Origin of the sequence: Veillonella parvula, from assembly GCF_032575955.1 — a bacterium.
GTDB lineage: Bacteria > Bacillota > Negativicutes > Veillonellales > Veillonellaceae > Veillonella > Veillonella parvula_J.
Genome location: NZ_JAWFXN010000001.1, coordinates 487,470 through 512,231, shown reverse-complemented (window position 1 = coordinate 512,231; position 24,762 = coordinate 487,470). Strand labels below are relative to the sequence as shown.

The 24,762-nt window shown below is 34.4% G+C and carries 26 protein-coding genes and 1 riboswitch; of the genes, 17 read left to right on the top strand and 9 right to left on the bottom strand.

Annotated features, from left to right (window positions below; translation table 11 throughout):
- Positions 1-11 precede the first annotated feature (11 nt).
- From E7L28_RS02335 to E7L28_RS02280, 12 genes are all read left to right on the top strand, one after another.
- Positions 12-491 carry a divergent PAP2 family protein gene (locus tag E7L28_RS02335; RefSeq protein WP_004695814.1) on the top strand — a complete coding sequence of 160 codons (480 nt, stop codon included), beginning with the start codon at positions 12-14 and terminating at the stop codon, positions 489-491.
- On the top strand, positions 488-1,291 hold the full coding sequence (locus E7L28_RS02330) for a TlyA family RNA methyltransferase (RefSeq protein WP_077708415.1): 804 nt from the start codon (positions 488-490) through the stop codon (positions 1,289-1,291). The genes E7L28_RS02335 and E7L28_RS02330 overlap by 4 nt, the downstream gene beginning before the upstream one ends.
- A gap of 9 nt (positions 1,292-1,300) precedes the next feature.
- Entirely contained in the window at positions 1,301-2,185 is an 885-nt protein-coding gene (locus E7L28_RS02325; RefSeq protein ID WP_077708416.1) for an NAD(+)/NADH kinase, read from the top strand.
- Positions 2,186-2,209: 24 nt separating this feature from the next.
- Positions 2,210-2,785: a tRNA 5-(aminomethyl)-2-thiouridylate-methyltransferase MnmM gene (mnmM, locus tag E7L28_RS02320; RefSeq protein WP_021148148.1), complete on the top strand. Its 576-nt coding sequence runs from the start codon at positions 2,210-2,212 to the stop codon at positions 2,783-2,785.
- A 320-nt stretch (positions 2,786-3,105) separates the two neighbouring features.
- Positions 3,106-3,561 (top strand): arginine repressor, encoded by a 456-nt coding sequence (gene argR, locus E7L28_RS02315; RefSeq protein WP_004695825.1) that lies wholly within the window; start codon positions 3,106-3,108, stop codon positions 3,559-3,561.
- A gap of 4 nt (positions 3,562-3,565) precedes the next feature.
- Complete coding sequence (recN, locus tag E7L28_RS02310; RefSeq protein ID WP_287501874.1) at positions 3,566-5,230, top strand: DNA repair protein RecN; 1,665 nt, start codon at positions 3,566-3,568, stop codon at positions 5,228-5,230.
- A 41-nt stretch (positions 5,231-5,271) separates the two neighbouring features.
- Positions 5,272-5,444: riboswitch (Lysine riboswitch) on the top strand.
- 76 nt (positions 5,445-5,520) lie between these two features.
- Positions 5,521-6,318, top strand: coding sequence for a 4-hydroxy-tetrahydrodipicolinate reductase (gene dapB / locus E7L28_RS02305; protein WP_316691781.1), 798 nt, complete (start codon positions 5,521-5,523; stop codon positions 6,316-6,318).
- A 23-nt stretch (positions 6,319-6,341) separates the two neighbouring features.
- Positions 6,342-7,373: an aspartate-semialdehyde dehydrogenase gene (locus E7L28_RS02300; protein WP_021148151.1), complete on the top strand. Its 1,032-nt coding sequence runs from the start codon at positions 6,342-6,344 to the stop codon at positions 7,371-7,373.
- Positions 7,374-7,394: 21 nt separating this feature from the next.
- Positions 7,395-8,282, top strand: coding sequence for a 4-hydroxy-tetrahydrodipicolinate synthase (gene dapA / locus E7L28_RS02295; protein WP_021148152.1), 888 nt, complete (start codon positions 7,395-7,397; stop codon positions 8,280-8,282).
- 272 nt (positions 8,283-8,554) lie between these two features.
- Positions 8,555-8,947, top strand: a complete 393-nt coding sequence (gene panD, locus E7L28_RS02290) for an aspartate 1-decarboxylase (RefSeq protein ID WP_316603725.1) — start codon at positions 8,555-8,557, stop codon at positions 8,945-8,947.
- A gap of 72 nt (positions 8,948-9,019) precedes the next feature.
- Positions 9,020-9,862: a pantoate--beta-alanine ligase gene (panC, locus tag E7L28_RS02285; protein WP_316603724.1), complete on the top strand. Its 843-nt coding sequence runs from the start codon at positions 9,020-9,022 to the stop codon at positions 9,860-9,862.
- A gap of 11 nt (positions 9,863-9,873) precedes the next feature.
- Positions 9,874-10,809 (top strand): bile acid:sodium symporter family protein, encoded by a 936-nt coding sequence (locus E7L28_RS02280; protein WP_287517694.1) that lies wholly within the window; start codon positions 9,874-9,876, stop codon positions 10,807-10,809.
- 62 nt (positions 10,810-10,871) lie between these two features.
- Here E7L28_RS02280 and lexA read toward each other — a convergent pair whose 3' ends face one another.
- The gene (gene lexA / locus E7L28_RS02275) at positions 10,872-11,543 is read right to left on the bottom strand and encodes a transcriptional repressor LexA (protein ID WP_024061662.1); all 672 of its coding nucleotides are present in this window, start codon (positions 11,541-11,543) and stop codon (positions 10,872-10,874) included.
- A 252-nt stretch (positions 11,544-11,795) separates the two neighbouring features.
- Between lexA and E7L28_RS02270 the strand changes: the two genes are divergently transcribed.
- A complete protein-coding gene (locus tag E7L28_RS02270; protein WP_287517688.1) occupies positions 11,796-12,107 on the top strand; it encodes a LysM peptidoglycan-binding domain-containing protein in 312 nt (103 codons plus the stop codon).
- Between the two features lie 123 nt (positions 12,108-12,230).
- On the opposite strand, the gene E7L28_RS02265 is transcribed toward E7L28_RS02270, so the two are convergent.
- The gene (locus tag E7L28_RS02265) at positions 12,231-13,241 is read right to left on the bottom strand and encodes a site-specific integrase (protein WP_316711420.1); all 1,011 of its coding nucleotides are present in this window, start codon (positions 13,239-13,241) and stop codon (positions 12,231-12,233) included.
- A gap of 106 nt (positions 13,242-13,347) precedes the next feature.
- Between E7L28_RS02265 and E7L28_RS02260 the strand changes: the two genes are divergently transcribed.
- Together E7L28_RS02260 and E7L28_RS02255 are read left to right on the top strand one after the other, a co-directional pair.
- The gene (locus E7L28_RS02260) at positions 13,348-14,694 is read left to right on the top strand and encodes a VanW family protein (RefSeq protein ID WP_316603722.1); all 1,347 of its coding nucleotides are present in this window, start codon (positions 13,348-13,350) and stop codon (positions 14,692-14,694) included.
- Between the two features lie 194 nt (positions 14,695-14,888).
- Positions 14,889-15,506 (top strand): phosphatase PAP2 family protein, encoded by a 618-nt coding sequence (locus E7L28_RS02255; RefSeq protein ID WP_008600961.1) that lies wholly within the window; start codon positions 14,889-14,891, stop codon positions 15,504-15,506.
- A gap of 174 nt (positions 15,507-15,680) precedes the next feature.
- Here the strand turns inward: E7L28_RS02255 and E7L28_RS02250 are convergent, their stop codons facing one another.
- Positions 15,681-16,982: a WG repeat-containing protein gene (locus tag E7L28_RS02250; protein ID WP_278456874.1), complete on the bottom strand. Its 1,302-nt coding sequence runs from the start codon at positions 16,980-16,982 to the stop codon at positions 15,681-15,683.
- Positions 16,983-17,201: 219 nt separating this feature from the next.
- On the opposite strand from E7L28_RS02250, the gene E7L28_RS02245 reads away from it, so the two are divergent.
- A complete protein-coding gene (locus E7L28_RS02245; protein ID WP_278456875.1) occupies positions 17,202-17,351 on the top strand; it encodes a hypothetical protein in 150 nt (49 codons plus the stop codon).
- A 106-nt stretch (positions 17,352-17,457) separates the two neighbouring features.
- Here E7L28_RS02245 and E7L28_RS02240 read toward each other — a convergent pair whose 3' ends face one another.
- The 3 genes from E7L28_RS02240 to E7L28_RS02230 all read right to left on the bottom strand — a co-directional run bounded on the left by E7L28_RS02240 (position 17,458) and on the right by E7L28_RS02230 (position 20,189).
- On the bottom strand, positions 17,458-18,201 hold the full coding sequence (locus tag E7L28_RS02240; protein WP_278456877.1) for a DUF4241 domain-containing protein: 744 nt from the start codon (positions 18,199-18,201) through the stop codon (positions 17,458-17,460).
- 1 nt (position 18,202) lies between these two features.
- Complete coding sequence (locus tag E7L28_RS02235; protein WP_316603720.1) at positions 18,203-19,111, bottom strand: HAD family hydrolase; 909 nt, start codon at positions 19,109-19,111, stop codon at positions 18,203-18,205.
- A 139-nt stretch (positions 19,112-19,250) separates the two neighbouring features.
- The gene (locus tag E7L28_RS02230; RefSeq protein ID WP_316603719.1) at positions 19,251-20,189 is read right to left on the bottom strand and encodes a DUF1848 domain-containing protein; all 939 of its coding nucleotides are present in this window, start codon (positions 20,187-20,189) and stop codon (positions 19,251-19,253) included.
- A gap of 147 nt (positions 20,190-20,336) precedes the next feature.
- On the opposite strand from E7L28_RS02230, the gene E7L28_RS02225 reads away from it, so the two are divergent.
- On the top strand, positions 20,337-21,086 hold the full coding sequence (locus E7L28_RS02225) for a class I SAM-dependent methyltransferase (protein WP_287520444.1): 750 nt from the start codon (positions 20,337-20,339) through the stop codon (positions 21,084-21,086).
- A gap of 110 nt (positions 21,087-21,196) precedes the next feature.
- Here the strand turns inward: E7L28_RS02225 and E7L28_RS02220 are convergent, their stop codons facing one another.
- From E7L28_RS02220 to E7L28_RS02210, 3 genes are all read right to left on the bottom strand, one after another.
- Positions 21,197-21,859 (bottom strand): hypothetical protein, encoded by a 663-nt coding sequence (locus E7L28_RS02220; RefSeq protein ID WP_316603718.1) that lies wholly within the window; start codon positions 21,857-21,859, stop codon positions 21,197-21,199.
- Between the two features lie 107 nt (positions 21,860-21,966).
- On the bottom strand, positions 21,967-23,256 hold the full coding sequence (locus tag E7L28_RS02215; protein ID WP_316603717.1) for an amidohydrolase: 1,290 nt from the start codon (positions 23,254-23,256) through the stop codon (positions 21,967-21,969).
- Between the two features lie 118 nt (positions 23,257-23,374).
- Positions 23,375-24,619: an adenosylhomocysteinase gene (locus E7L28_RS02210; RefSeq protein ID WP_316603716.1), complete on the bottom strand. Its 1,245-nt coding sequence runs from the start codon at positions 24,617-24,619 to the stop codon at positions 23,375-23,377.
- Between the last annotated feature and the right edge of the window lie 143 nt (positions 24,620-24,762).

The following is a 24,762-nucleotide window of genomic DNA, read 5'->3' as shown; positions in this document are numbered from 1 at the left end:
AGGTATAAACAATGATTGATATATTACCACAAATAGCACATAATTATATCGCACAAGCTGCATTTTGGGGCTGGTTTACGGCTCAAGCTATCAAATTTGTATGGCAACTCTTAAGACATGGTAAATTCCGACCAGAGCGCCTTGTTGGATCTGGTGGTTTTCCAAGTTCACATACATCATTTGTAATTGCTACAACAACAGCGATTTACCTTAAAAATGGTGTAACGGATCTATTTATATTATCCTTAGTATTTTCAATTGTTGTTATGTATGATGCGTCTGGTGTACGATTAGAGGCAGGACGACAAGCTCAAATACTTAATCAAATTGTAGATTACTTTACGAAAAAAAATATACCTGTTGTCATTACACGTAAAGAAGCATTAAAAGAGTTGTTGGGACATACACCTATCGAAGTATTTGGTGGTTTAATTCTCGGTATTCTTGTGGCCTTTATTCAGTTTTATTGTATTTATCATGGTGTAATATGAGCAATAAAGAACGATTAGATATACTCCTCGTTAATCGAGGCCTTTTTGAAAGTAGAGAAAAAGCAAAAGCAGCTATTATGGCGGGCCTTATATTTATGGATACTACGCGCATAGATAAAGCAGGCACCAAGATTCCTGTGGATGCCAATATTATTGTAAAAGGCAATACTTTACCTTATGTAAGTCGTGGAGGACTTAAATTAGAAAAGGCTATTCAAACTTACCCTATCGATTTACATGGGACTGTGATGATTGATATAGGAGCTAGTACAGGTGGTTTTACAGATTGCGCATTACAAAACGGTGCGTCTAAGGTCTTTGCCATCGATGTAGGATATAATCAATTAGCTTGGAAATTACGCCAAGATTCACGTGTAATTAATATGGAGAAACAAAATATCCGTACTGTTACTGCTGAACAAATAGGTGAACTTGTTGATTTTATTTCTATTGATGTAGCATTTATTTCTTTAGACAAAGTTTTACCAGTAGCTACTAATTTATTAAAAGATACGGGCTCACTTGTGGCCTTAATAAAACCACAATTTGAGGCGGGTAAAGAAAATGTTGGTAAGGGCGGTATAGTGCGAGATAGTGAAATCCATAAAGAAGTTTTACATCGTATTCTACACGTTGCGTATGATTGTGGATTGTATACACATGGCTTAACTTTCTCACCAATTAAAGGTATGGAAGGTAATATAGAGTTTTTAGGTTATTTTAAAAAGTATGAAGAAGGGGCCTTAACCATTGATAATACTTTGATTGATACAGTGGTTGCAGAAGCCCATTCATTATAGGAGATTACTATGCGTATCGGATTCTTCCCCAATATGGGGAAAAGCAATATTATGGCAGTTCTAAAAATGGCTGCACATATTTGTAAAGATGAAGGTATCGAAGTATTTTTGCCAGATGATCTCGAATCAGATGCACCTGCACGAGTACTTAAGATTCCTAAAACTCATATTTTAAGTCGCCCAGAAATCTTCAAACAAATCGATATTGCCTTTAGTTTTGGTGGTGATGGTACCATCATCCATCTTGCAAGACAAATTTATCCATATAATGTACCTGTTTGTGGTATTAATCTTGGCGAACTAGGTTTTTTAAATCAAATTGAAATTCATCAAATGCAAAGTCATATTAAACGTATTGCTAATGGTGATTATAATATTGAAAAGCGTGGACATTTATATGCTTATATAGAACGTCATGAGGGTAAAGAGGAAGAACTAGTTCCTATCATTAACGAAATTGTTATCACTCGTGCTGAGCCTGCTAAAATGGCTCGAATTAATATGTCCATAAATAATCAACACACGCAAATGTATCCATCGGATGGTTTAATTATTTCCTCTGCTACAGGTTCTACCGGCTATAATCTATCGGCTGGTGGTCCAATCATGAAACCAGATAATCGATCAATCATTGTCACCCCAGTAGCACCACATTTAATTCAAGGTGTAAGCCTTGTTTTGGAGGAACATGATACGATTCAAATTACAATGCCGGAAAGAGAACCACAATTACATATTTGTATTGATGGTACATTTGACTATACTTTTACAAATAAAGAAACCTTACATATAAGTTCTAACCCTGTATATTGTTTATTTGTACGATTCAAGGATCAATGTTTCTTTGGTACTCTATTTAAAAAGTTAGCATCTCGTCGAGATGAATTGTTATAACCAAATCTCAAGTGGGGTGGTTTTGTGATTAACATTAACAATGCTGTTCAATTCCAACATTTAATCTGGGATCGATGCATGGAAAATGCCAAAGTGGTAGTAGATGCTACATGTGGTAATGGCCATGATCTTTTATACCTTTCTAAACGGGCACAAAAAGCATGCCATCTATATGGAATTGATATTCAAATGAAAGCTATTAAAACTAGCAAGGAGCTTTTACAATCAAATGATATTGCGCCAGAAGTAAGTTTAACGTTTATTCATGACTCTCATGATTTGGCGGTAGCTCATCAATTAAAAGATGAAGTTATTGATTTAATGATTTTTAACCTCGGATATTTACCTGGAGGAGATCACCAAGTTGTAACAAAACCGCACCAAACCATTGATGCCATAAATGAAGGTTTACAAAAACTTTCCAAGTCTGGAGTTATTACAATAGTTGCTTACCCTGGAACAACAGAGGGATTTGAAGAAATGCAGTCTCTTAAATCGTATTTATCAGATTTAGATCAGAAAATATATAATGTATGTCATTGGCATCCGATGAACCAAATACATAATCCACCTGAGTTATTTATATTGCAAAAACGATAAAACGAAATATATCTTTATTCATTATGAATAAAACTCATACTCAGTTAGTAAAACCCCCTTTATAGGGGATTTTAATTATACATGTATATTTTTCTATTTTTAAATTATTAATTCCCTATAAATAGATGAACCTTATGAGCTATGAATTTGTACGTTATCAATATATAGAATATTAACAATATTTTAAATATTAATATAATATGCATAAGACGTATAATATATGCGATTTATACCATATATTAATTATGAATATATGGTATAATATTATCAGAAAGATACTATTCTCTTTTATGTGCAAGGTTTAAAAAAGGGAGTTCAAAATGAAACGCTATCGCTATAACAAAATTAAAGAGATCGTGCAGTCCAAGGCGATTGAAACACAAGAGGAATTAGCTGCGGCTTTACTAGAAGAAGGTATTGAAGTTACACAAGCTACAGTTTCTCGTGATATTAAGGAATTAATGTTAATCAAAATTCCTACAGGCGATGGACATTATCGTTATGCATTATCTCCAGAGGAAAATGTAGTTTTATCTCGTAGCCGTATTAACCGACTATTCCAAGATTCTTTGATTAAGGTTGATCACAGTTTAAACCAAGTTGTATTACATACAATCCCTGGTTCTGCTCAATCTGTAGCATTTTCTATCGACCATGCAAAATGGACTGAAATTATTGGTACATTAGCAGGGGACGATACTATTTTGTTAATTGCAAAATCCGAAGCTGAAGTTCCAGCAATTTTAGCGAAAATTCAAGATTTAATGAAGGACTAATAATATGTTAACGCAAATGAGCATTCGCAACTTTGCGTTGATTGAGCAAATGAATATTTCATTTAATGATGGCATTACTATCTTTACCGGCGAAACTGGGGCAGGGAAATCCATTCTTATGGATGCCTTTAGTATCCTATTAGGAGAACGCGCAAGTAGCGAGTTTATTCGTCACGGTAAAGATAGTTTTGTTATTGATGGAATATTTGATATTGCTAATCACCAAAGTATTCAAGACCTATTAGAGTCTAAAAATATCATGATAGAAGAAGGCCAGTTAATTCTATCTAGATCTTTTAATCGTAATGGCAAATCTAGTATATTGGCTAATGATCAACCAATACCTTTAAAAGCTTTAAAGGAGATTGGTCAATACTTAGCAGATATTCACGGACAATATAGCAACCAACGTTTACTAGACACTGATATACATCATGAATATTTAGATACTTTTAATAAAGAAGGAAAAGAAGCCTATAAAGCTTATACTGATGCGTATAAAATTTATAAGCAAGCAAAACAAGATGTAGATCATTTACAAGAGAATATGTCTGAGCGAGCCCGGGAGCTTGATATGCTTAGATACCAAATCGACGAAATTGAAGATGCTGGTCTGAGTGTTGGTGAAGATGTAACTATTGCTGAAGAACTTAAGCGTCTAGACAGTTTTGAACATATCGATAAGGTATTAGGTTCTTGTTATGATGCCTTTTATAATGGACGTCAACCATTACTTGATACGATTAACTCGATTAAGGTAGAGGTTAATGATCTAGTAAAATATGACAGTGAGTTAAAAGAAGTCTCAGAAATGGTGGACTCTGCTTATTTCCAACTAGAAGAAGCTGCACAGTCTTTAGATCGTTACAGGGATACTATCAGCTACGATGAAGAACGTTATAAGTATTGCCAAGACAGAGATACCACAATTTATAGCTTAAAGAAAAAATATGGTGAAACCGTAGAAGATATTCTAGCATACGAAGAAAAGGCGCAATCTCGTTTAGAAGAACTAGAAGGCCTTGTATTTGCTCAAGATGAATTAGAAACACGTTTTGAAGAAGCAAAAAGGGTAGCAGAAGAAGCGTTAACAGTTTTACACGAGGTACGTCAAAAAAATGCAAAAGAGATTGCTACGGCCTTACATCAAGAATTAGTGGATCTAGGGATGCCCAAAGGGGATATTCAATTTCATATTGAAGAGGGAACTGAATTATCCTCATTAGGTGCAAAGTCTATTGAAATGTTATTCTCCGCAAATAAAGGGGAACAGTTATTACCTCTACATAAAGTAGCATCTGGCGGTGAGTTAGCTCGCATTGCATTAGCCTTTAAATCAGTATTCCGCAGTGACGCTTTTAAAACGATGGTATTTGATGAAATTGACGTTGGTATCAGCGGTGATATAGCACTTAAGGTGGCAGAAAAAATACTTAATTTATCTAGAACAAATCAAGTATTTTGTATTACCCATTTGCCTCAAACTGCAAGTATTGCGAAACAACACTATCATCTATCTAAAATCGAGGAAGATGATCGTACAATCTCTACATTAGTAGTCTTAAATGAGGAAGAACGAGTAACACAAATCGCGTCTATGATGTCTGGTAAGGGAATGTCTGCTACAGCACTTGCGGCGGCGAAAGAACTTATTGACCATTTTAATTGACTAAAATCGCATAATTACTTATACTAATAGTGTTAAATGAATATATTGATAGAGGTGCGAGTATTAAGAGTAATCATGAGGAGTAGGCATGCATTGATCCATGATAAAAGGGATGCTTGCCGAAGTTCGATGATTGCGACTCATCGTTCTGGTTGTCTATTTAATAGATAGACAACTGTCATCAATCTTGTATTGGTGGAGTGCTATCATTGAGCTTTTCGTAAGAGTATATATAGCTATATAATCTATAAGGCCAGTGGATGCATCCACTGGCTTTTTTGGAGGTATATATGATTCGAGTAATGGTAAATGGCGCTGGCGGCAAAATGGGTCGTGAAGTAGTTAAAGCAGTACATAATGATCCTGAATTAACATTAGTTGGTGGTATTGATCCAACTAAGGCAGGGAAAGATGTAGGCTCTGTAGCAGGAATCAAACAATTAGGTATCAAGATGAATGCCTCCATCGATGAGGTGTTAGATACAAATAAACCTGATGTTATTGTAGATTTTACTAATCCTGCTGTTATTTATGAAAACGCGAAAAAAATGTTATCTGCTGGGATCCATGTTGTCATCGGTACTACAGGATTGACCGCAGAACAACGCGATGAACTTGATACAATAGGTCGTTCCAATCAAGCAAATTGTTTAGTGGCGCCAAACTTTTCTCTTGGGGCGGTAATGATGATGAAAGTGTCTGCAGAGCTCGCTCCATATTTCCCTAATGTAGAAATTATAGAATTACATCATAATCACAAATACGATGCGCCTTCTGGCACAGCTATTTTAACAGCTAAATTGATTAACGATGCTAAACAAGTTGCTAAGGTAACTGCTGATGAGGATTTGACTCGTGAAAGCTTACCAGGTGCTCGTGGTGCTAAGGTTGACGATGTAACAATTCATAGTGTACGCCTTCCAGGTTATGTGGCTCATCAAGAAGTATTATTTGGTGGTTATAATGAAACATTAACCATACGTCATGATAGCTTAAGCCGTTTATCTTTTATGCCAGGCGTAGTATTAGCATGTAAAAAAATTAGTTCTAAAACTGGCTTAACATACGGTTTAGAACATTATTTATAATTTTTGTGCAAGGAGATGTATCAATGAAAAAACCTAATGTTGCTATTCTAGGTGCTACTGGTGCAGTAGGTGCTGAATTTATTACACTTATTGAAGAACGTAACTTTCCTTATGAAAACTTAAAACTATTAGCTTCCGCTCGTTCTGCAGGTACAGAACTTACTGTGAATGGTAAAACATATATTGTAGAAGAAGCAAAACCTGAATCTTTTGATAATATTGATATTGCGCTATTTGCAGGTGGCTCTATATCTAAAACATTAGCGCCTGAAGCCGCTAAACGCGGTGCAATTGTAATCGATAACTCTAGTGCATTCCGTATGGATCCTGAAGTTCCACTCGTAGTACCAGAAGTTAACCCAGAAGATATTTTGAAACATAAAGGTATCATTGCAAATCCTAACTGCTCTACAATTATCATGAGTTTAGGATTAAAACCTCTTCATGATCTCTCTCCAATTAAACGTGTAGTTGTAAGTACATACCAAGCTGTATCTGGGGCAGGTAAAGAAGGTATTGAAGAACTTGAAAATCAAGTAAAACAATATACTGCAGGCGAAGAAATGACAGCAAATCTGTTGCCAACTGGCTCTGCTCCTAAACACTATCCTGTAGCATTCAACTTATTGCCACAAATTGATGTGTTCTTAGAAAATGATTATACTAAAGAAGAAATGAAGATGGTTTACGAAACGCAAAAAATTCTTCATGACGAAACTATTCAAGTAGTTCCAACTACAGTTCGTGTTCCTGTATATCGCTCTCATTCTGAATCTGTCTTGGTAGAAACAGCAGAACCTGTATCTGTAGAGGCTTTCAAGGCGGCATGTGAAAAATTCCCTGGTTTACAAGTTAAAGATAATCCTGCTGAACAAATTTACCCTATGCCATTGTATACATCTAATCAAAACGACTGTGAAATAGGTCGTATTCGTAAAGACTTATACAATGACAACGGTATGAACTTCTGGATTGTAGGGGACCAAATTCGTAAAGGTGCAGCTCTTAATGCGTTGCAAATTGCTGAGTACTTGGTGGAAAAACAAGCATTTTAATCTATCAAGGGGAGGATATATATGAAAACCTTTGGTCGAGTGTTAACAGCTATGGTGACATCCTTTAATAGTGATGGATCTGTAAATATTGAAAATTGTATAGATATCGCCAATTATCTGTTAGATAATGGCTCTGATGGTCTTGTAGTTTGTGGTACAACGGGTGAAAACCCAACTATGTCTAGAGACGAAAAATTAGCTCTATTTAATGCGATTGCAAAAGAATGTGGACATAAAGGTTCGATTATTGCCAATGTAGGCAGTAACGATACAAAAGCTTCTGCAGACTTTGTAAAGGAAGTCTCTAAAATCGATGGTATCGATGGTTTGCTAGTTGTAGTACCTTATTACAATAAACCTAACCAACAAGGTCAATATTTGCATTTTAAAACTATTGCAGAAGCTACTACATTGCCAATTATGGTGTATAATGTACCAAGTCGTGTGGGGACAGGTATTTTCCCAACTACCTTAGTTCAACTACATAACGAATATCCACATATTTGTGCTATCAAAGAGGCAAGTGGTAATTTAATGATTGCTTCTGAAATTAAGCGCTTAATGCCTGGAGATGATTTCATGGTATATAGTGGGGACGATGGCCTTACATTACCGATGTTATCCGTTGGAGGATGTGGAGTCGTATCTGTAGTATCTCATGTAGCAGGCAAAGATATGAATGCTATGATTCAAGCTTATGAATCTGGTCATAACCACGAAGCGATTCGTATTCATCAAGCCTTATCAGAAATCATAAAAGCAATGTTCATCACCACAAATCCGATTCCTGTCAAATATGCAGCCCGTAAAATTGGCTTACCTGTGGGAAAATTTAATTTACCAATGTGTGAACCGACGGCTGATGAAGCAGCATATATTGATAAAGCATTAGCAGAATATCTAAAATAAAATATCAGTATAAAATAAAAACCAGTAACTACATTGTAGCTACTGGTTTTTATTTTATACTACAATCTTACTGTTATTTTTGATTAGAGTGACATTATTTGTATTATATTAATTGTATTTTAATGTAAAAATTTATAATTATGGTATAATTTCTCTGGAGATAGTATTTTTAACTATACTCTAGTCTACTGTTAATTCATGATAAACAGACAAATTGTGAAAGTTCGAACCGACCAATATGGCGGGTACATTTAAAACACAAGGAGTTTAGCATGATACTAACAATGTTAAAAGGTAAGATTCACAGAGCTACTGTGACACAAGCAGAACTTGATTATGTAGGGAGCATTACGATTGATACTGATTTATTGAATGCATCCGGAATACGAGAATATGAACAAGTTCAAATTGTAAACATCAATAATGGAGCGCGTTTTAGTACATATACTATTGCCGGAGAAGCAGGTAGTGGTGTTATATGTTTAAATGGTGCTGCCGCACGACATGTACAAGTACATGATAAGATAATTATCATGTGTTATGCACAGCTTGATGAAAGCGAAGTTGAGGGCTATAAGCCTCTCGTTGTATTTGTAGATAACAATAACAAGATAAGTCATATAAAAAACTATGAGAAACATGGTTTATTAGTTGATCAAAAATAATTGTCATTGATCGAATTACAGTAGACTGTATAGGAGACTATCTTCGTATTTACAATATAACGGAGGAATATAATGGAATTTATTACAACTATCGAAAATGTACGGAATACAGTAAATAGCTGGAGAAAAGAAGGTTACACAATTGGTTATGTACCAACCATGGGATTCTTACATGAAGGACATGCTGCATTAATAGATCAAGCTAGAAAAAATAACGATAAGGTCATTGTCTCTATATTTGTAAATCCTATTCAATTTGGAGAAAATGAAGACTTAAGTACTTACCCTCGTGATATTAATAGCGATAAAAAGTTATGTGAATCACATGGTGTCGATCTTATTTTTGCTCCAAATCCGGAGGAAATGTACCAAGATAAAAAGGCATTTGTAAACATTGCGGATTTATCTGATACATTGTGTGGTATTCGCAGACCAATTCACTTTAAAGGCGTTTGCACTGTGGTGGCAAAATTCTTTAATATTACTCAACCAACAAATGCGTATTTTGGTGAAAAAGATGCACAGCAATTAGCCATTATACGTAAAATGGTCTTTGATTTAAATTTTCCTGTCAATATTATTGGTGTTCCCATTGTTCGTGAAAAAGATGGTTTAGCAAAATCTTCTCGTAATACATATTTGTCTAGTGAAGAACGGAAAGCTGCAACCATATTGTATAAAGCTATTCAATTGGGAAAACAAACTATACAATATGGTTGCTCTGCTAAATGTATCATTGATACTATGACAGACACTATACAAACCGAACCACTTGCTAAAATAGATTATATTTCAGTTGTTGATGCTAAGACTATGCAACCTATACAAGAGGTTACTGCTCCAGTATTAGTGGCTATGGCCATATATATTGGCCCTACACGACTTATTGATAACTTCTCATACGATCCAAATTAAGGAGAGAAGTTATGAATCATTTACTTACACTCAATAACGTCCTTTCCAAATACTTGATTTTTATAATCCTAGGCTTTTCATGTATTGCCTATATAGTACCAGAATACTTTACTTGGGCAATCGCTTATACACCTTTTTTACTTGGTATAGCCATGTTTGGAATGGGGCTTACTATTAAGTTTGAAAGCTTATGTAGTATCCTTAGGCATCCAAAAGATATTTGTATTGGTGTACTTGCACAATATACGATAATGCCTCTATTAGCTTGGGGAATTTGCCATATATTCACATTATCACCAGATATTGTTATTGGTGTAATATTAGTAGGTTGTTGTCCCGGTGGGACAGCCAGTAATGTTATAACCTATATTGCCAATGGTGATGTCCCTTTATCTGTAGGAATGACAATTACTTCAACATTAATAGCTCCCATAGTTACACCATTATTAATCTTATATATCGGTGGCGCATGGGTAGATGTTCAAGTACTACCTATGATGATTACCATGGTAAAAGTTATTATTGTGCCAATCTTATTGGGCGCAGTAATCCAATATGTATGTAAATCACATATCAATACTTTAACCAGCATTAGTCCAATCTTCTCAATGATTGCTATTATACTGTTAATAGCAGCCATTATTGCTATTAACAAAGAGAAACTATTGATTTCTGGGCTTGAAACACTTATTGTTGTTGGTATACATAATATACTAGGTCTACTACTAGGATTAGGTGTAGGAGCACTGCTTAAATTAAGATATGATAAAACTACAGCGCTAGCAATAGAGGTAGGAATGCAAAATAGTGGTTTAGCCGTAACATTGGCAGCAACAAATTTTGCATTAAATCCATTAGCAACGCTAGTAGGGGCTATTTTTAGTGTATGGCATAATATATCAGGTGCTATTTTTGCTACTCTACGGAGAGAAAATAGTTTACATTAAAAATAAACTTTATACATGCAACAAAAAAACGGCAACAATATGTTGCCGTTTTTTTTTGTTGCTTATATTCTATCTCGTACAAGACCGATTACAAGGCCCTCAATATGACAATCATCTACAATGATTGGAGCAAAATCATCATTTTCAGGTTGTAAACGAATATGACCATTTTCTTTATAAAAACGTTTTACGGTAGCCTCATCATCAATGCGAGCAACAACAACATCACCGTTATTAGCAGTATTTTGATGGCGCACGATGAGCATATCACCTTCATACATACCGATATTCATCATAGATTCGCCTTGAACACGAAGCAAGAAACAATCGGAATCACCAGTCAATTGAACTGGCAATGTAAGCGTGGACTCTAGGTTTTCTACTGCAGTAATAGGCATACCTGCTTGTACAGTGCCGATAAGAGGTACTTGTTTAAGTCCAGCCCCTAAAAACTCAAAGTTATCAGAGCTAGACGTTTCATTACCGGCTACTGAAATAGAAGGTTTAGTATCTTCTAATACAGTAATAGCACGATTTTTATTGGGATCACGTTTAATATAACCAAATTTTTCTAAAGTATTTAAGTGAGATTGAACGGTGGAAGTAGAACTTAGCCCTACATGTGTACAGATTTCACGAACTGTAGGACAACGATATTCATTATGTAATGAATCTTTTATAAATTCTAATATACGGCGCTGTTTTGTATTGATATCTGTAGCAGGGCGTCTCACGATAAACCTCCAAAGTCAATCTAATGTCAGATTAATGTCAATATATATGCGTAAAAATTACCACATAATGTACTATATAATAAAAATATAAGATATTTACTTAACTTATATCCCTATTATAGGAAATTTTGAAAGTTTTTGCAAACATTTGTTCTTAAACACTTGACCGAACATTCGTTCGTGTGCTATTATAAACATGTAAACAAACAAATGTTCTCAGATATTATGTTCGATGTAAATGTGAGGTATGAGATGAAAAATATATTGATGATGTTAGGAATGTGTTTAACAGTATTATTGGGTTATAATATGTCAAATTCTGTAACAGAGGTAAATACACATAATAATGTACGTGAAGTAAAGGTTCAAGCAGGCGATACAATGTGGGATATTGCAGCACGTACAGCTCATAAAGATATGGATGTTCGTGAAATGGTATATGCTATGAAGGAACTTAACAATATTAGTGATTCCGGAGCGCTTGTACCTGGTACCGTTTTGAAAGTACCAGCAAATAAATCTAATAGTCCAGTTAGAGCTTTGGACTATATGGCTCAAAACTAAATATATATGGGTTAATCCCACGCAAAAAAGCAGCTACTCTAACAGAGATAGCTGCTTTTTGTTATCTAATGTATGTTATTAAACGATTTATAGTTATTGTTTAAATCAACTGATTTATGATTGTTATCTAAATCGCTTTTCAAAAATTGTAGAGATAGGATTATCTACAAACTTATTTGCTTCATTGATATAACGACGAACCATATTTACACTATGATGACGTGTTTGTCGCATAATATTACGCTCCTCAACACCATAAGCTGCTGCAGTCGTTGCAAAGCCATGACGTAAACTATGAGCGCCATACATAGTCGGATCTAGACCAATAAGAGAAATATATTTTTTTACGATTTCTGCAATCATCTTATCGGATATAGCTGTTTTACGTAAAGACATATTTTTTGTAAACCCTCTAAATATAGGTCCCTCAGTAATACCAGAAGCACGTAACCATTGTTGTAAGGCTCGTACTGCATCTAACGGAGAACCAGATAAATGTGGGATAGCTACCACTGCACCTTGACCTTCTTGATCGGCCTTAGAGGATGCTACAAAGATTTCAACACCTTGTGGTGAAAATTGAAGATTTTCTACTGTAATAGCTGCAATCTCACTGCGCCGGAAAGCACCCATAAAGCCAATCAAAAGAATAGCTTTATCGCGCAATAATTGAAGTTCCGGCACATCTAGCTTAGTCATACAGTCTATAATATCTTCAATATCTTCTAACAAAACTGGGGTTTTTCCTTGTTGGAATGTTCCTTTTAATCGTCTAATACCACGTAAGGCCTGTTTAACGATAGGAGCCATACATGGATTATCTCTTTGGCCAGAAGCATTAAAATTTTCAGATATAGCACTAATACGACGTGAAATTGTATTTGCCTTTGCATAATCTGCTAGATCGTTAATATAATTTACTATTGTTTCTGGTGTAGCTGGAAAATAAGATACCTTTTGATAAGTACACCAATCTACGAAATCGTCCCAATCCGATTCGTAAGCATCAATAGTATTCTCAGCCTTAGATAACAATATGCTTTGTTTTGCTTTCATAGACAACTTTGTACTATTCATAAGCGCATCATTATTGCGCAAATAAAAATGCTTTTGTTGTTTCTTAGACTCTGACATAATTCACCCTTACCCATAAAATATCAATATAATTGTACCATAGATTAGATCATTATATGCTATAATTAGAGAATATAATAACTTATTCGGGAGCGTTTACGAATACATGACGAAGAAATACATATTAGTAGGAACAGTACTTGTTCTTTTGGGTACAAGTGGTTGCTCATACATTCCAACAGAAAATATTTCTTATGGTGTATATTATAATGATACAGATCTATCAAATACACCAAAGAACGAATTACAAGCACGTTTACAAGAGGTGAATGATAAGATACCTCAGACTATATCTATCGATATGGGAAATAATAAAAAACAACAAGCCACATATCATGATTTAGGTATTCAATTCGATACAGAGGCTATGGTAAAAGCTATTTCCGCATACGGCTATGAGGATGATATGTGGACAGTATTGTCACATAGATTTAATGGTTTATTTTATGGTCATCATTTTAAACCACAATATAAGTTAGACGAAGTAAAGGGTAAAACATATCTCACTGAGTTAGCAAAAACAATAGATACACCTGGTCATGATGCCTATCTTACTGTTGAAAATGGACAAGTAGTAATACATCCGTCAAAAGAAGGCAAACGTATTGATATCGATGCTACCTTGAAAAAGCTAAAAGATGATCTACAGATTAGCGATAGTATAAATTCTCTTTCTATGGTATTTACTACGCAGAATACGGTAAAAGTTACTGATACTGATCTAAAACCTTTAAATACTGTATTAGCATCTTTCACAACGGAGTATAATCCAAGTAATGAAAGCAGAACACATAATATCCAATTAGCTTCTGATAAGATAAATGGTACACTCATTAAGCCCGGTGCACAATTCTCCTTTAACGATGTAGTAGGCGAACGTACTGCAGAAGCTGGCTATGATGATGCGCCTGTTATGATTGATGGCAAATTAGTTCCAGGCATTGGTGGCGGTATTTGCCAAGTAAGTTCTACTATTTTTAATACAGCTTTATTATCTGGTATGAATATTGTTGAACGTACACCTCATTTTGAACCAGTTGGATATATTCAAGCTGGTAGAGATGCTACGGTAGCTTGGGGCTATTTAGACTTTAAGTTTAGAAATCCGTACCAACATTCTATTTATATCTTAAGTGTTATGAATAATGGTACGTTAACTATTTACATTATAGGTACAGCTCAAGATAAACCAAAAAATGTATCTATCTCTGTAGGCGATTATAGTGAGATTCCAAATAAAACAATAACTAAGGTAGATCCATCTTTAAAAGAAAAAGAGGTACAAGAGGGCCATGTAGGCTTAAAAATGAATACGTATAGAACCATTACATATGGTAACTGGGTTACTCAAACTGATTCCTTTGAGTCTGTATATGACCCTGTAGATACGATTATTATAATGCCTGCAACACCTGAAGCATCGCCTAAGAAAACAGATAAAAAGAAATCATAACTATAGCTTTTATGAAATATAGCCTAAACTATTGACCATTGTATATAAATAGTTTAGGCTATTATTTGGGCTGTAAATGAGAAATTATTATATACGTAAATAAATTAGTATAGATTAATTATTAAAATAAAAAAGTATAATAAGATATTCTCAATAATTATCATTTAGGTAAAAGTAGAATAGAAGAGGAATTTATGGACACAATTTTACAATTTGATCACTCTTTAATCTTCTATGTACATGAACATTTTGTATATAGTTTTTTAACACCAATTATGGCATTTATTTCAAAAATTACAAGCAATGGCGCATTATGGATTATTATAGCATTATTATTAATGCTACAAAAAAAATACCGTGTTTTAGGCGTGGCAATTATTATTGCTTTAGGATTTGTTTTTATAATTGGCGACCAAGGTTTAAAACCAAATGTAGCTAGATTAAGACCATTTGTTGATTTTCCAAATGTAACGGTACCGTTGGAATCTGCACTACCAAAAGCTACAAGCTATTCATTCCCATCAGGTCATAGCTTTGGTTCATTCGCATCAGCCATGACTATTTACCTAGGCTTAGGCCAAATAGCACCTCAGAAGCGATATTTAGGGATTTTAGCATTGTTAGGTTCAATAGTAGTAGCATTCTCTAGAGTTTACTTATTTGCACATTATCCAACAGATGTATTAACAGGTTTAGTATTAGGAATCATCGTAGGATTCATTGCTTGGAAGTTAGCAAGAATCGGCTGGAACTGGTGGACTAACCGCCATAATGATGTAGAATATGAACCATACACATTTAAACGTAAATAAGCAAAAAACTATATAACACAAGGGATTGGGCCATTTAGGCCCAATTTTTGATATTAAATTACTTCCGATAATATATCGTTATCGGAAGTAATTTAATATCAAAAGAAAACTAGCCTATATTCCTATAAGCTAGTTTATGTAAGTTACTTCTAAAAATAACCAGATACATACTCATTATTTATCAACGGATTCTATTTTTTTAATATATGCAGCTAATAATGGTTCATCTATGGTGATCTTATCAAATTTAGGTTCAACGACTATATGGCCTTTATAATCCATTAGACCATATTTACTATCAGACTTATAAACAAATAAGTCTTTATAAAATGAGGTTATATCGTCATCAAAATGTGGTAATTCGAATAGTTTATAACCTGAATTTGTGGCAATCACATATTTTGTCTTATCATAAGTTGCTGTCGTAACTTTATTTAATACATAATTAGGCTTAGATGTATCTATACTATCATACACCACATCAAATAAAACACCCGTCTCAGCATTAAATATATGGCTTCCAATCGAATCCTTTAATACAAAACTACGATCACTTAATCTTTCATAAGAATCATAGTTCATTGCAACTACAGTTTGATTTAAGGAATCAATAATACCATACTTATTTTTTTCATTAGATACAATAAAATAAGAAAATTCTTTACCTAGATGTTGTATAGATTTATATTTCGCAGGAATTACTATTTCATTCTCACTCGTTCTCAATCCATACAAAGTATTTCCTTTTTTATCTACTTGAGTAAATAATTGATAAGTATCTGATGGTTTTCTACTATATAGACTTTCATCTGAATATCCATTCGTCCCTTGTCCAGCCCCTGTTGTTGACTTTTCATAGTCATGTGTATGAATAAGATTTAGTGCTTCATTTTCAGTCAGTAAAATGCCCTCTTCAGTAACAAATTTAATATAATCATCCGCAGTATGTATTTCAAATAAATTTTTCTTGTCATTTTTTGACCAGTAAAATTCAATATTATCCCAACCATCCTTTATAGGATTTCCCATAATTTGAACACCATTAGTTTTATTATATAGATACCAATAGTCACCTTTCTTTCCCAATATTAAATTTTCATTTATCGTACTATATTGATTTACTACATCATTAATAGCATAGGTACCATTGGAATTAACTAGTTTAAACCCTCCATTAGTCAATGCCTTAGCCAAATCATAATCAAATTGATATTCATAGCCTGCTGGTAAATAGGCTAATTCAACTAAGTTTACATACCGCTTTTGTCCATTTTCATAAAATGATCCATATACGTATTTATTATTATATTCGTCTATATATTCTACATGTAAATTATCATAAGGACCAAGTATCCAAGTCCCTTTTTCATCGACGATAGTATTACCAGTTGGGGATTCTAATGTAATATATTCTTTTGCAGATGTTATATTACATGCAGCCAATGCTATAGCTAATCCTAATATAAATTTTCTCATATATCTCTCCATAATATTATACAACACAATAATAATTAATTTTATAATACCATATTTAACTCTTTTAATTAAACGATTCCTTTATATACGCTTACATATTATAACTGTCTAATAAAAACTTACTATTAAACCAATACTGTATATTGAAATTTTTAGAATTAGATTGTAAAATAGTAATATAAATTATCTAATTTACTCATACTATTATGGAGGAATTATATGTGCTGGTGTGATATTGTAAGTAAAGCCAAAATTGGCGGTTTAAAACATTTAGGTAATGGCATGGAGAGTTCTTTAAGATTTCTTGCTGAAATTATTCTTGGTTTAAGTATTATTCGCGTATTAGTAAACTGGAGTTTTGGTATTTAAATCTCAAAATATAATACGATCATATTAAAAGGCGCTTAGTTATCTAAGCGCCTTATTTATATATATTAAGTTATATATAATTATTTCCTTAACTATATTCAATACATTATTCATATGCTTCGCTACAATCAATGTATTCCATAATAATTTGGCAGATCTGACCATCTTTATCAAATGCCCAGTATACTGGATATAAACCATCTCCAAAGCCTGATTGAATCATCGGTACGGTCAATTCTGTATCAGGAATTGTAAAGTTAATCCAATCACCTTTAGAACGTTGGTATTGTGGATATGCCATAGCATTCAATTGGAATAAATCACTATAATAATCATCGTAAATATTTTTTTCAGGGTAGTTTATATGCCATTGTTCATAAAATTTGTTATATGTCTCAATAGTTTGTGCATCTACTATTGTGGCTAAACCCGAATCTACAGGAAATCCAATATAGGTATCCCCATCATCTAAATCGGTTAAGTCTTCAGTCCCTTTTAATGCTAATTCGTAATATACAGGCTCATTACCGCTAAAAACAACTCGACTAGCTACATAACGATATTCATTTGGTTCCATTTCGATAATCTTAGTCTCTAATAGATATGTGCCTGGCTCTACCGTTCTAAGATACGTATCAGGCTTACTCGGCAATGAAACTAAAGGATCACAACATGTAATATGCCCTGTTGGGAAGTTTACCGTCCACATGGGTAATGTATGTAACGGAAATCCTTTTAACTCTTTTTGGTTAAATAAATCATGATATGGTACAGTAGGTTTTAATTTACCTTCAGAACCTAATCGGTTAAAGATTTGAATCCATTCGCTAGTTAATTTAGATTGTTCCATATTACTCCTCGGCTTCGTATTTACAATGAATATATTCGCCTTCTAATACTTCGTAGGCTGCGGTTTTACGTATAATTTGCTTTACTAATGTATCTAGTTTAGAACCATTTGTATAGTCTGCAGGTGCATAATAACGGATACGATGATGACGCATCATCTTATATACCTTTTCTTTATCTTTCTTAAATGGATCATATACACCTATAGAATGACCCCCATTAGCGTTCACAAGACTCATACAAGGAATATCTGTATCGCTATCCCCAATATAAATCATGTTACGGAATGGGACTCGTTGATTTTCAGGCTTAATGTAATCATTAACACCAGTATCATTAATATCGAGTATCCCTTTTTGAATACGGAACAAAAACTGTGTTTTATTCGTATAGTTAATGGCTTGTGCAGGCCAAACAGCCACGCCTTTATCATCAAACATAAATGCACTGGCATAAATTTTGGTAAAAGCCCCTTCTTTTGCCATTTCCGTGCCTTCAATCATCTCTTTTAAGCCAGATGAAATAATGTAATGTTCAATCTTCACGCCCTGTTCTAAGCCATATTGGCGAATTCGTTCAAACCAAGTCCGTACTCCATCATATAATTCTACTTGATTGCCGTATTCCATGAGCTTATCTTTTGTTACATAAAAATGGCCTACTGCTTCTTGAATCATTTTGTACATATAGGCTAAGTTATTATCCATATCATGTTTTTTAGCCAATTGATTTGATTCATGCCAAAATTGTTTGATTTGCTCTTCGTTATAGCCTACCGATTGAATGAAACCTTGTGCCTGCATATCGTCAGGGGTTAATGTCTTATCAAAGTCGTAACACATTGCTAACACAGGCATAGATGAGTCAGATGATTGTAAATTATCTTTACTATCTTTCTTATACGTTATCATAAATGCACCTCCTTTTAAACTAAACAAAAATACATTTACACTCTCTTATATTCCTGAGATTCCTTCTTGACAACCCCTTTGGTATCTATTTTACACGGTAAGTCAATTCATTTAATTTAGTAATTTCTAGTAATTTTGCTTAAAATAAGCTATCTTGTGTTATAGTTTCCTCTACAATCCAGCTCTTCTCCGTACTTTCTTTGATAATTTCTCTTTTTGAAAGTCTTCCAATAAGTAAGCTAGCATTTGGATCATGATGTAAACGATTATATCGAACTGCTGCTTGATTAGTATTAGCATAACAATAACGACAAAAGTGGCTACAGCTATCGTAAGCACCAATATCACCATGTAAATAACAATTACATTCTGGTCTCGCTGGAGTTCGTTTTGGTGCTTTTAATTTTATATTCCAGGCTCTTTCATAACAATCTAAGGTAAGACACCCCGCTGTATCAGCACCAAGTTCTTTAAAGATACCCCCTTCTCCACAGGTTTTAAGACTCATATGATTGGAATGAGCTATGGAAACAAATTCTTTAATGATCTTCGTTTGAACATCTAAACTTGGTCTATATCCTTCTGGAAAATTCTGAGCCACCCTATCAAATATATCTAAAAAGCTTACAACAACAGTATCTGTATAATCTTTAAGGGACTTGGCCATTATATAAAAGCTTTCAAAATGAAAATCTATTGTATACTCATTGGTTAAAATGATAGGATCATAGCGCCATACCATAGATTGTGGAGTAAGCAGTTTGGATATGTGTTTAAATCCCTCTATAACAGAAGCATAAGGTGGTACATAGGGCTCAATATCAGTTCCATAAGGCGTTATTGTCATATGCCAGTATTGTCTGTAGTCAACAATTTCATTTAGTAGTGGAATAAATGGTAAAGGATTCTTAGTACAAAATGCAATGCCATCTATTACCTCTTGATTAATAGGATACCGAGTCACCTGTAGCGGATTATATGGATTACGAACATCTACAAACCCTTCACGGACACGATTGATTAGCCATTGTCCATAAAAAGCAGGAATATCTGTACGTTGTCCAGTCTGTAATATCATAGCCCTGCCCTTTCCTTAAAATAAAACATAGAAGTATTATATCATACCTCATAGTTAGTATTTATGGAATTAATGTGATTTTTGCTGTATAGTTCGTTATTATTTTATGATACTATAAATACTATAGAATATGAGGAGAAGTAAAATATGAACGATATTTTTGAACGCAATCACCCTATGAAGGATGATAAAGACTTTATTACATCCTATTGGACAGATCGGGCTAAAGATTTTGGTGCTTTACGCGCTAAAGAATTGGAAAGTCCAAAACTAAAATTATGGATAGACGAATTAACAAGTCATATATTTGATTCTGATAGATCTTTACGTATATTAGATATTGGTTGTGGAGCTGGATTTTTCAGCATCATCCTATCTCAACTAGGTCATACAGTGCATGGCATTGATATTACGCCCAATATGATAGATGAAGCGAATCAACTAGCACAGTCGCTAGATTGTGATGCAACTTTCTCCGTAATGGATGCAGAAAATCTTAGCTTTGATACTAATACCTTTGATATCGTTGTAGCTCGTAATGTGACGTGGAACTTACCTCATCCAGATAAAGCCTATGCCGAATGGTTACGCGTTATTCGCTCAGGTGGTTTAATTCTCAATTATGATGCGGAACATGCTCGTAATCACCATGATTTACCGCAATCCGTTCATCATGCTCACGAACATGTTAGTAAGGAATTAAAAGAACGATGTCACACCATTTATCATATGCTCGAGATTTCTTCTTATACACGACCAGAATGGGATAAAGAACTGCTCACTAAATTAGGTGCTAGCTCTGTATCAATTGATCCCACAGTAGGCCCTCGTATTTACAGCGAAGAAGATGAATTTTATATTCCTGTACCAATGTTCTTGGTGAAAGTAATAAAATAGTATTTATAGTAAAACATTATAAAATAAACCCACTCCATATAATATGTACCCCTTTATTAGTTATTTAGTAAAGGAACATATCATAAAATGAGTGAGTTTTCTTTTATTTATTATTTCTTATTGTCTTTGATGATAGAGTCGTCAAAGCTATAGGTTGTTATAAATTTTGTTTTAGGGTTGGCTGCATTACCAACCTCTTCTAAATATTTATTAGAGGCTATTTGAAGATCCTTCTTATACGCATCAGCCAATGTTTGTAAATTATTCGTATCGCTCACACGTTTAAAAGTTTGATCCGAAAATTTAATAGTATCTGTTTTTGAATCATAAATAAGATCAGTATTTGGTATATCCCTAATATCCATCTTGATTGTATTTGGATTTGAGCTCTCTGAATTACCTACTATATCATTAGCACTCATTACAAGTGTAAGGGCCGTAATATAATTTAGACGAGCTTCCTTTATATCCCCTACCATTTGGGTAGATTCAATAACAGGCCTCTTTTCAGGTGTTGTATATTGATAGTTATAGGCTTTCATATCTACTGTATAAATCGTCTTACTATCGTTACGAGCCTTTACATTTAGGATAAAAATTGGTGTGTCTACAGCACTTACTACATTTTGAACGGTATAGCCTGAGTAAGCAATCCATTTCCCTTCAGGTCCTTTAGACTGAGAAGACGCACTATTACTACTACAACCAGCTAATATAAATAAACTAACTAGCACGATACAGAGTGAAAGGTATTGAAGTATTCTTTTTAGCATAGCAGTACCTCGCATACAAACTTATATTATATGAATACAAACCTAAATAGTACTACAATAGACAACAAGAAGTTAATCAATTACAGATATAGTTATTTTCTAATATATTAGTTGCTGAAAAACGCTTGAGCCTTAGTGATTTCTGCGCGAAGTTTTTCTTCATCAATAGTAAGCAATTCTTTGTCTTTCATAAGAACTTTACCGCCTACGATTGTAGTATTTACATCGGAGCTATTAGCAGAGTATACAAGAGCTGCTAAATCATTGTAACGAGGCATCCAGTGCATACCAGATACGTCATATAACACGATATCTGCACGATAGCCTTTAGCTAGTACTCCAAGATCTGTATATCCCAACGCCTTTGCACCTTCTACAGTGCCCATGTTCCATGCTGCTTGAGCAGGAATAGACTTTGGATCATAAAGACGTGCTTTATGTAATGTTGCTGCAAGACGTACTTCTTCAAGCATATCAGCATTATTATTAGAAGCGGAGCCATCTGTACCAAGACCAACAGTGATACCTTTGGCAATCATTTCAGGCACTGGCGCAATACCACTGGCTAATTTAAGGTTAGATTGTGGATTATGTGCTACTGCTACATTATTTTCAGCCATAATAGCCATATCTTCATCTGTAACATGAACACAGTGTGCGGCCAATGTAGTATTCCAGAATAGACCTAATTCATGCATATGAGCGATAGGAGTTTTACCAGTAGCTTTCATAACATTCTCCACTTCTCCTTTTGTTTCGGACAAGTGCATGTGAATGCCACAATTTAATTCATGAGATAAGGCGATAACCTTTTCCATGTAAGCATCGGGACAGGTATATGGAGCATGTGGTCCAAGCAACACTTTGATGCGGTCATTATCAAAGCCATTCCAAGTGCGGAATAAGTCAGCATTTTCAACTAATGCTTGATCTGCTGTTGGAGAAACACCTGCTAATCCACGAGATAATACAGATCGAATGCCAGTTTCTTTTACCACCTCAGCTGTAGTATTCATAAAGAAATACATGTCGCTAAAAGTTGTGGTACCAGTGCGTAGCATTTCAGCAATGCCAAGTTGTGTGCCGTAACGTACATAATCATCATTTAATTTTGCTTCTGTTGGCCAAATAGCAGTTTCAAGCCATTCCATAAGCTCAAGATCATCTGCATAGTTTCTAAAAAGGCCCATCGCAATATGGGTATGTGTATTTACAAGACCTGGCGCAGCCAATTGGCCTTTACCATCTAGTACTTCCTTAGCAGAGTCTTTTGCCGTTTCAGTTTCACTGTCGTTTAAAATATCTGTAATATAGCCATTTTCAATTTCAATAGCATGATTTTTTAGAACACCCTCATCGGTGAGGACGTCTACATGAGTAATCAATAAATCAGACATAGTCTTCCCTCATAGGTATAACCGAGCCATAATAGCTCGGTTATATTAGTTTAATTTGAAAGCTAGTAATAGTTTAGATACAAAATCTTTTCCAAAAACCATTATATTTCAATACGTATTAGTTTACTTTTGTAAGGTAGTCGATTTGCTCTTGTGTTAAAGAGTCTAAATCATAACCCATGGAATTCAATTTAAGTTTAGCAATTTCCACATCTAATTCATGCGGTAATACATATACTTTCGAATCCATTTCTTTGCCATTTTTTAAGATATGCTCTGCAGCAAGAGCTTGCATAGCAAAGGACAAGTCCATGATTTCTGCAGGATGACCATCACCAGCTGCAAGGTTTACCAAGCGACCTTCAGCCAATACATAGAGTTTACGGCCATCAGCCATGGTATAACCTTCGATATTTTGACGAACGCGCTCGTGGCTTATAGCAAGGTCTGTAAGGTCAGAAACATTCACTTCGCAATCAAAGTGACCAGCATTACACAAGATAGCTTTATCTTTCATCACTTCGTAATGTTCTTTTACGATAACATCTTTACAACCTGTTACAGTACAGAAGATATCGCCCACTTTAGCAGCTTCAATCATAGGCAATACTTTAAAGCCATCAAATACAGCCTCAACTGCTTTAATTGGATCTACTTCAGTTACATATACGTGGGCACCAAGGCCTTTTGCTCGCATAGCAACGCCTTTACCGCACCAACCGTAACCAGCAACGACAACGTTTTTACCTGTTACAGTCAAGTTAGTGGTACGCATGATGCCATCCCAAACGGATTGGCCTGTACCGTAGCGGTTATCGAAAAGATATTTACAGTAAGAGTCATTTACAGCAATCATAGGGAACGTTAATTGTTTAGCGTTCTCTAATGCATATAAACGATGTACACCTGTTGTAGTTTCTTCACTCCCCCCTAACAAACGTTCTTTTGCATCTTGACGTGTAGTATGCAATAAATTTACTAAATCACCACCATCATCGATGATAATATGTGGTTTATGATCAAGTGCTTTATGGAGGAAGTTAAAATATTCTTCATCAGTACAATCGTACCAAGCATATACAGTAATGCCCATATCTACAAGACCTGCAGCTACATCGTCTTGTGTAGACAACGGATTGGAGCCCGTTACAATTACATCTGCACCACCGCGTTTTAATACAGTCGCGAGGTATGCTGTTTTTGCTTCCAAGTGGACACTAACAACAATTGTTTGGCCTTTGAAAGTTTGTTCTGCTTCAAAACGGTCACCTAATGTGTTTAATGTAGGCATAAAGTTAGAAACCCAATCAATTTTTTTGCGACCTTCTGTTGCTAAATTTATGTCTCTAATTAAAGATTGCATAATATCTCCTTTTACTCATACAAGTAGATACAATAAAATAAATAGTTGATAGTAAATCTACTTAGATTTATTGATACTATATAATTTTGTTAATATCATTGTAGATACTTAATTATATAGATAATATATTTCTTATATATAGA

Excerpts from the sequence above, each read along its gene's own strand:
- E7L28_RS02335 (WP_004695814.1), top strand. The coding sequence starts at position 12 with ATGATTGATATATTACCACAAATAGCACATAATTATATCGCACAAGCT.
- E7L28_RS02330 (WP_077708415.1), top strand. The coding sequence starts at position 488 with ATGAGCAATAAAGAACGATTAGATATACTCCTCGTTAATCGAGGCCTT.
- E7L28_RS02325 (WP_077708416.1), top strand. The coding sequence starts at position 1,301 with ATGCGTATCGGATTCTTCCCCAATATGGGGAAAAGCAATATTATGGCA.
- argR (WP_004695825.1), top strand. The coding sequence starts at position 3,106 with ATGAAACGCTATCGCTATAACAAAATTAAAGAGATCGTGCAGTCCAAG.
- recN (WP_287501874.1), top strand. The coding sequence starts at position 3,566 with ATGTTAACGCAAATGAGCATTCGCAACTTTGCGTTGATTGAGCAAATG.
- dapB (WP_316691781.1), top strand. The coding sequence starts at position 5,521 with ATGATTCGAGTAATGGTAAATGGCGCTGGCGGCAAAATGGGTCGTGAA.
- E7L28_RS02300 (WP_021148151.1), top strand. The coding sequence starts at position 6,342 with ATGAAAAAACCTAATGTTGCTATTCTAGGTGCTACTGGTGCAGTAGGT.
- dapA (WP_021148152.1), top strand. The coding sequence starts at position 7,395 with ATGAAAACCTTTGGTCGAGTGTTAACAGCTATGGTGACATCCTTTAAT.
- panD (WP_316603725.1), top strand. The coding sequence starts at position 8,555 with ATGATACTAACAATGTTAAAAGGTAAGATTCACAGAGCTACTGTGACA.
- panC (WP_316603724.1), top strand. The coding sequence starts at position 9,020 with ATGGAATTTATTACAACTATCGAAAATGTACGGAATACAGTAAATAGC.
- E7L28_RS02280 (WP_287517694.1), top strand. The coding sequence starts at position 9,874 with ATGAATCATTTACTTACACTCAATAACGTCCTTTCCAAATACTTGATT.
- E7L28_RS02270 (WP_287517688.1), top strand. The coding sequence starts at position 11,796 with ATGAAAAATATATTGATGATGTTAGGAATGTGTTTAACAGTATTATTG.
- E7L28_RS02265 (WP_316711420.1), bottom strand. The coding sequence starts at position 13,241 with ATGTCAGAGTCTAAGAAACAACAAAAGCATTTTTATTTGCGCAATAAT.
- E7L28_RS02260 (WP_316603722.1), top strand. The coding sequence starts at position 13,348 with ATGACGAAGAAATACATATTAGTAGGAACAGTACTTGTTCTTTTGGGT.
- E7L28_RS02255 (WP_008600961.1), top strand. The coding sequence starts at position 14,889 with ATGGACACAATTTTACAATTTGATCACTCTTTAATCTTCTATGTACAT.
- E7L28_RS02250 (WP_278456874.1), bottom strand. The coding sequence starts at position 16,982 with ATGAGAAAATTTATATTAGGATTAGCTATAGCATTGGCTGCATGTAAT.
- E7L28_RS02245 (WP_278456875.1), top strand. The coding sequence starts at position 17,202 with ATGTGCTGGTGTGATATTGTAAGTAAAGCCAAAATTGGCGGTTTAAAA.
- E7L28_RS02240 (WP_278456877.1), bottom strand. The coding sequence starts at position 18,201 with ATGGAACAATCTAAATTAACTAGCGAATGGATTCAAATCTTTAACCGA.
- E7L28_RS02235 (WP_316603720.1), bottom strand. The coding sequence starts at position 19,111 with ATGATAACGTATAAGAAAGATAGTAAAGATAATTTACAATCATCTGAC.
- E7L28_RS02230 (WP_316603719.1), bottom strand. The coding sequence starts at position 20,189 with ATGATATTACAGACTGGACAACGTACAGATATTCCTGCTTTTTATGGA.
- E7L28_RS02225 (WP_287520444.1), top strand. The coding sequence starts at position 20,337 with ATGAACGATATTTTTGAACGCAATCACCCTATGAAGGATGATAAAGAC.
- E7L28_RS02220 (WP_316603718.1), bottom strand. The coding sequence starts at position 21,859 with ATGCTAAAAAGAATACTTCAATACCTTTCACTCTGTATCGTGCTAGTT.
- E7L28_RS02215 (WP_316603717.1), bottom strand. The coding sequence starts at position 23,256 with ATGTCTGATTTATTGATTACTCATGTAGACGTCCTCACCGATGAGGGT.
- E7L28_RS02210 (WP_316603716.1), bottom strand. The coding sequence starts at position 24,619 with ATGCAATCTTTAATTAGAGACATAAATTTAGCAACAGAAGGTCGCAAA.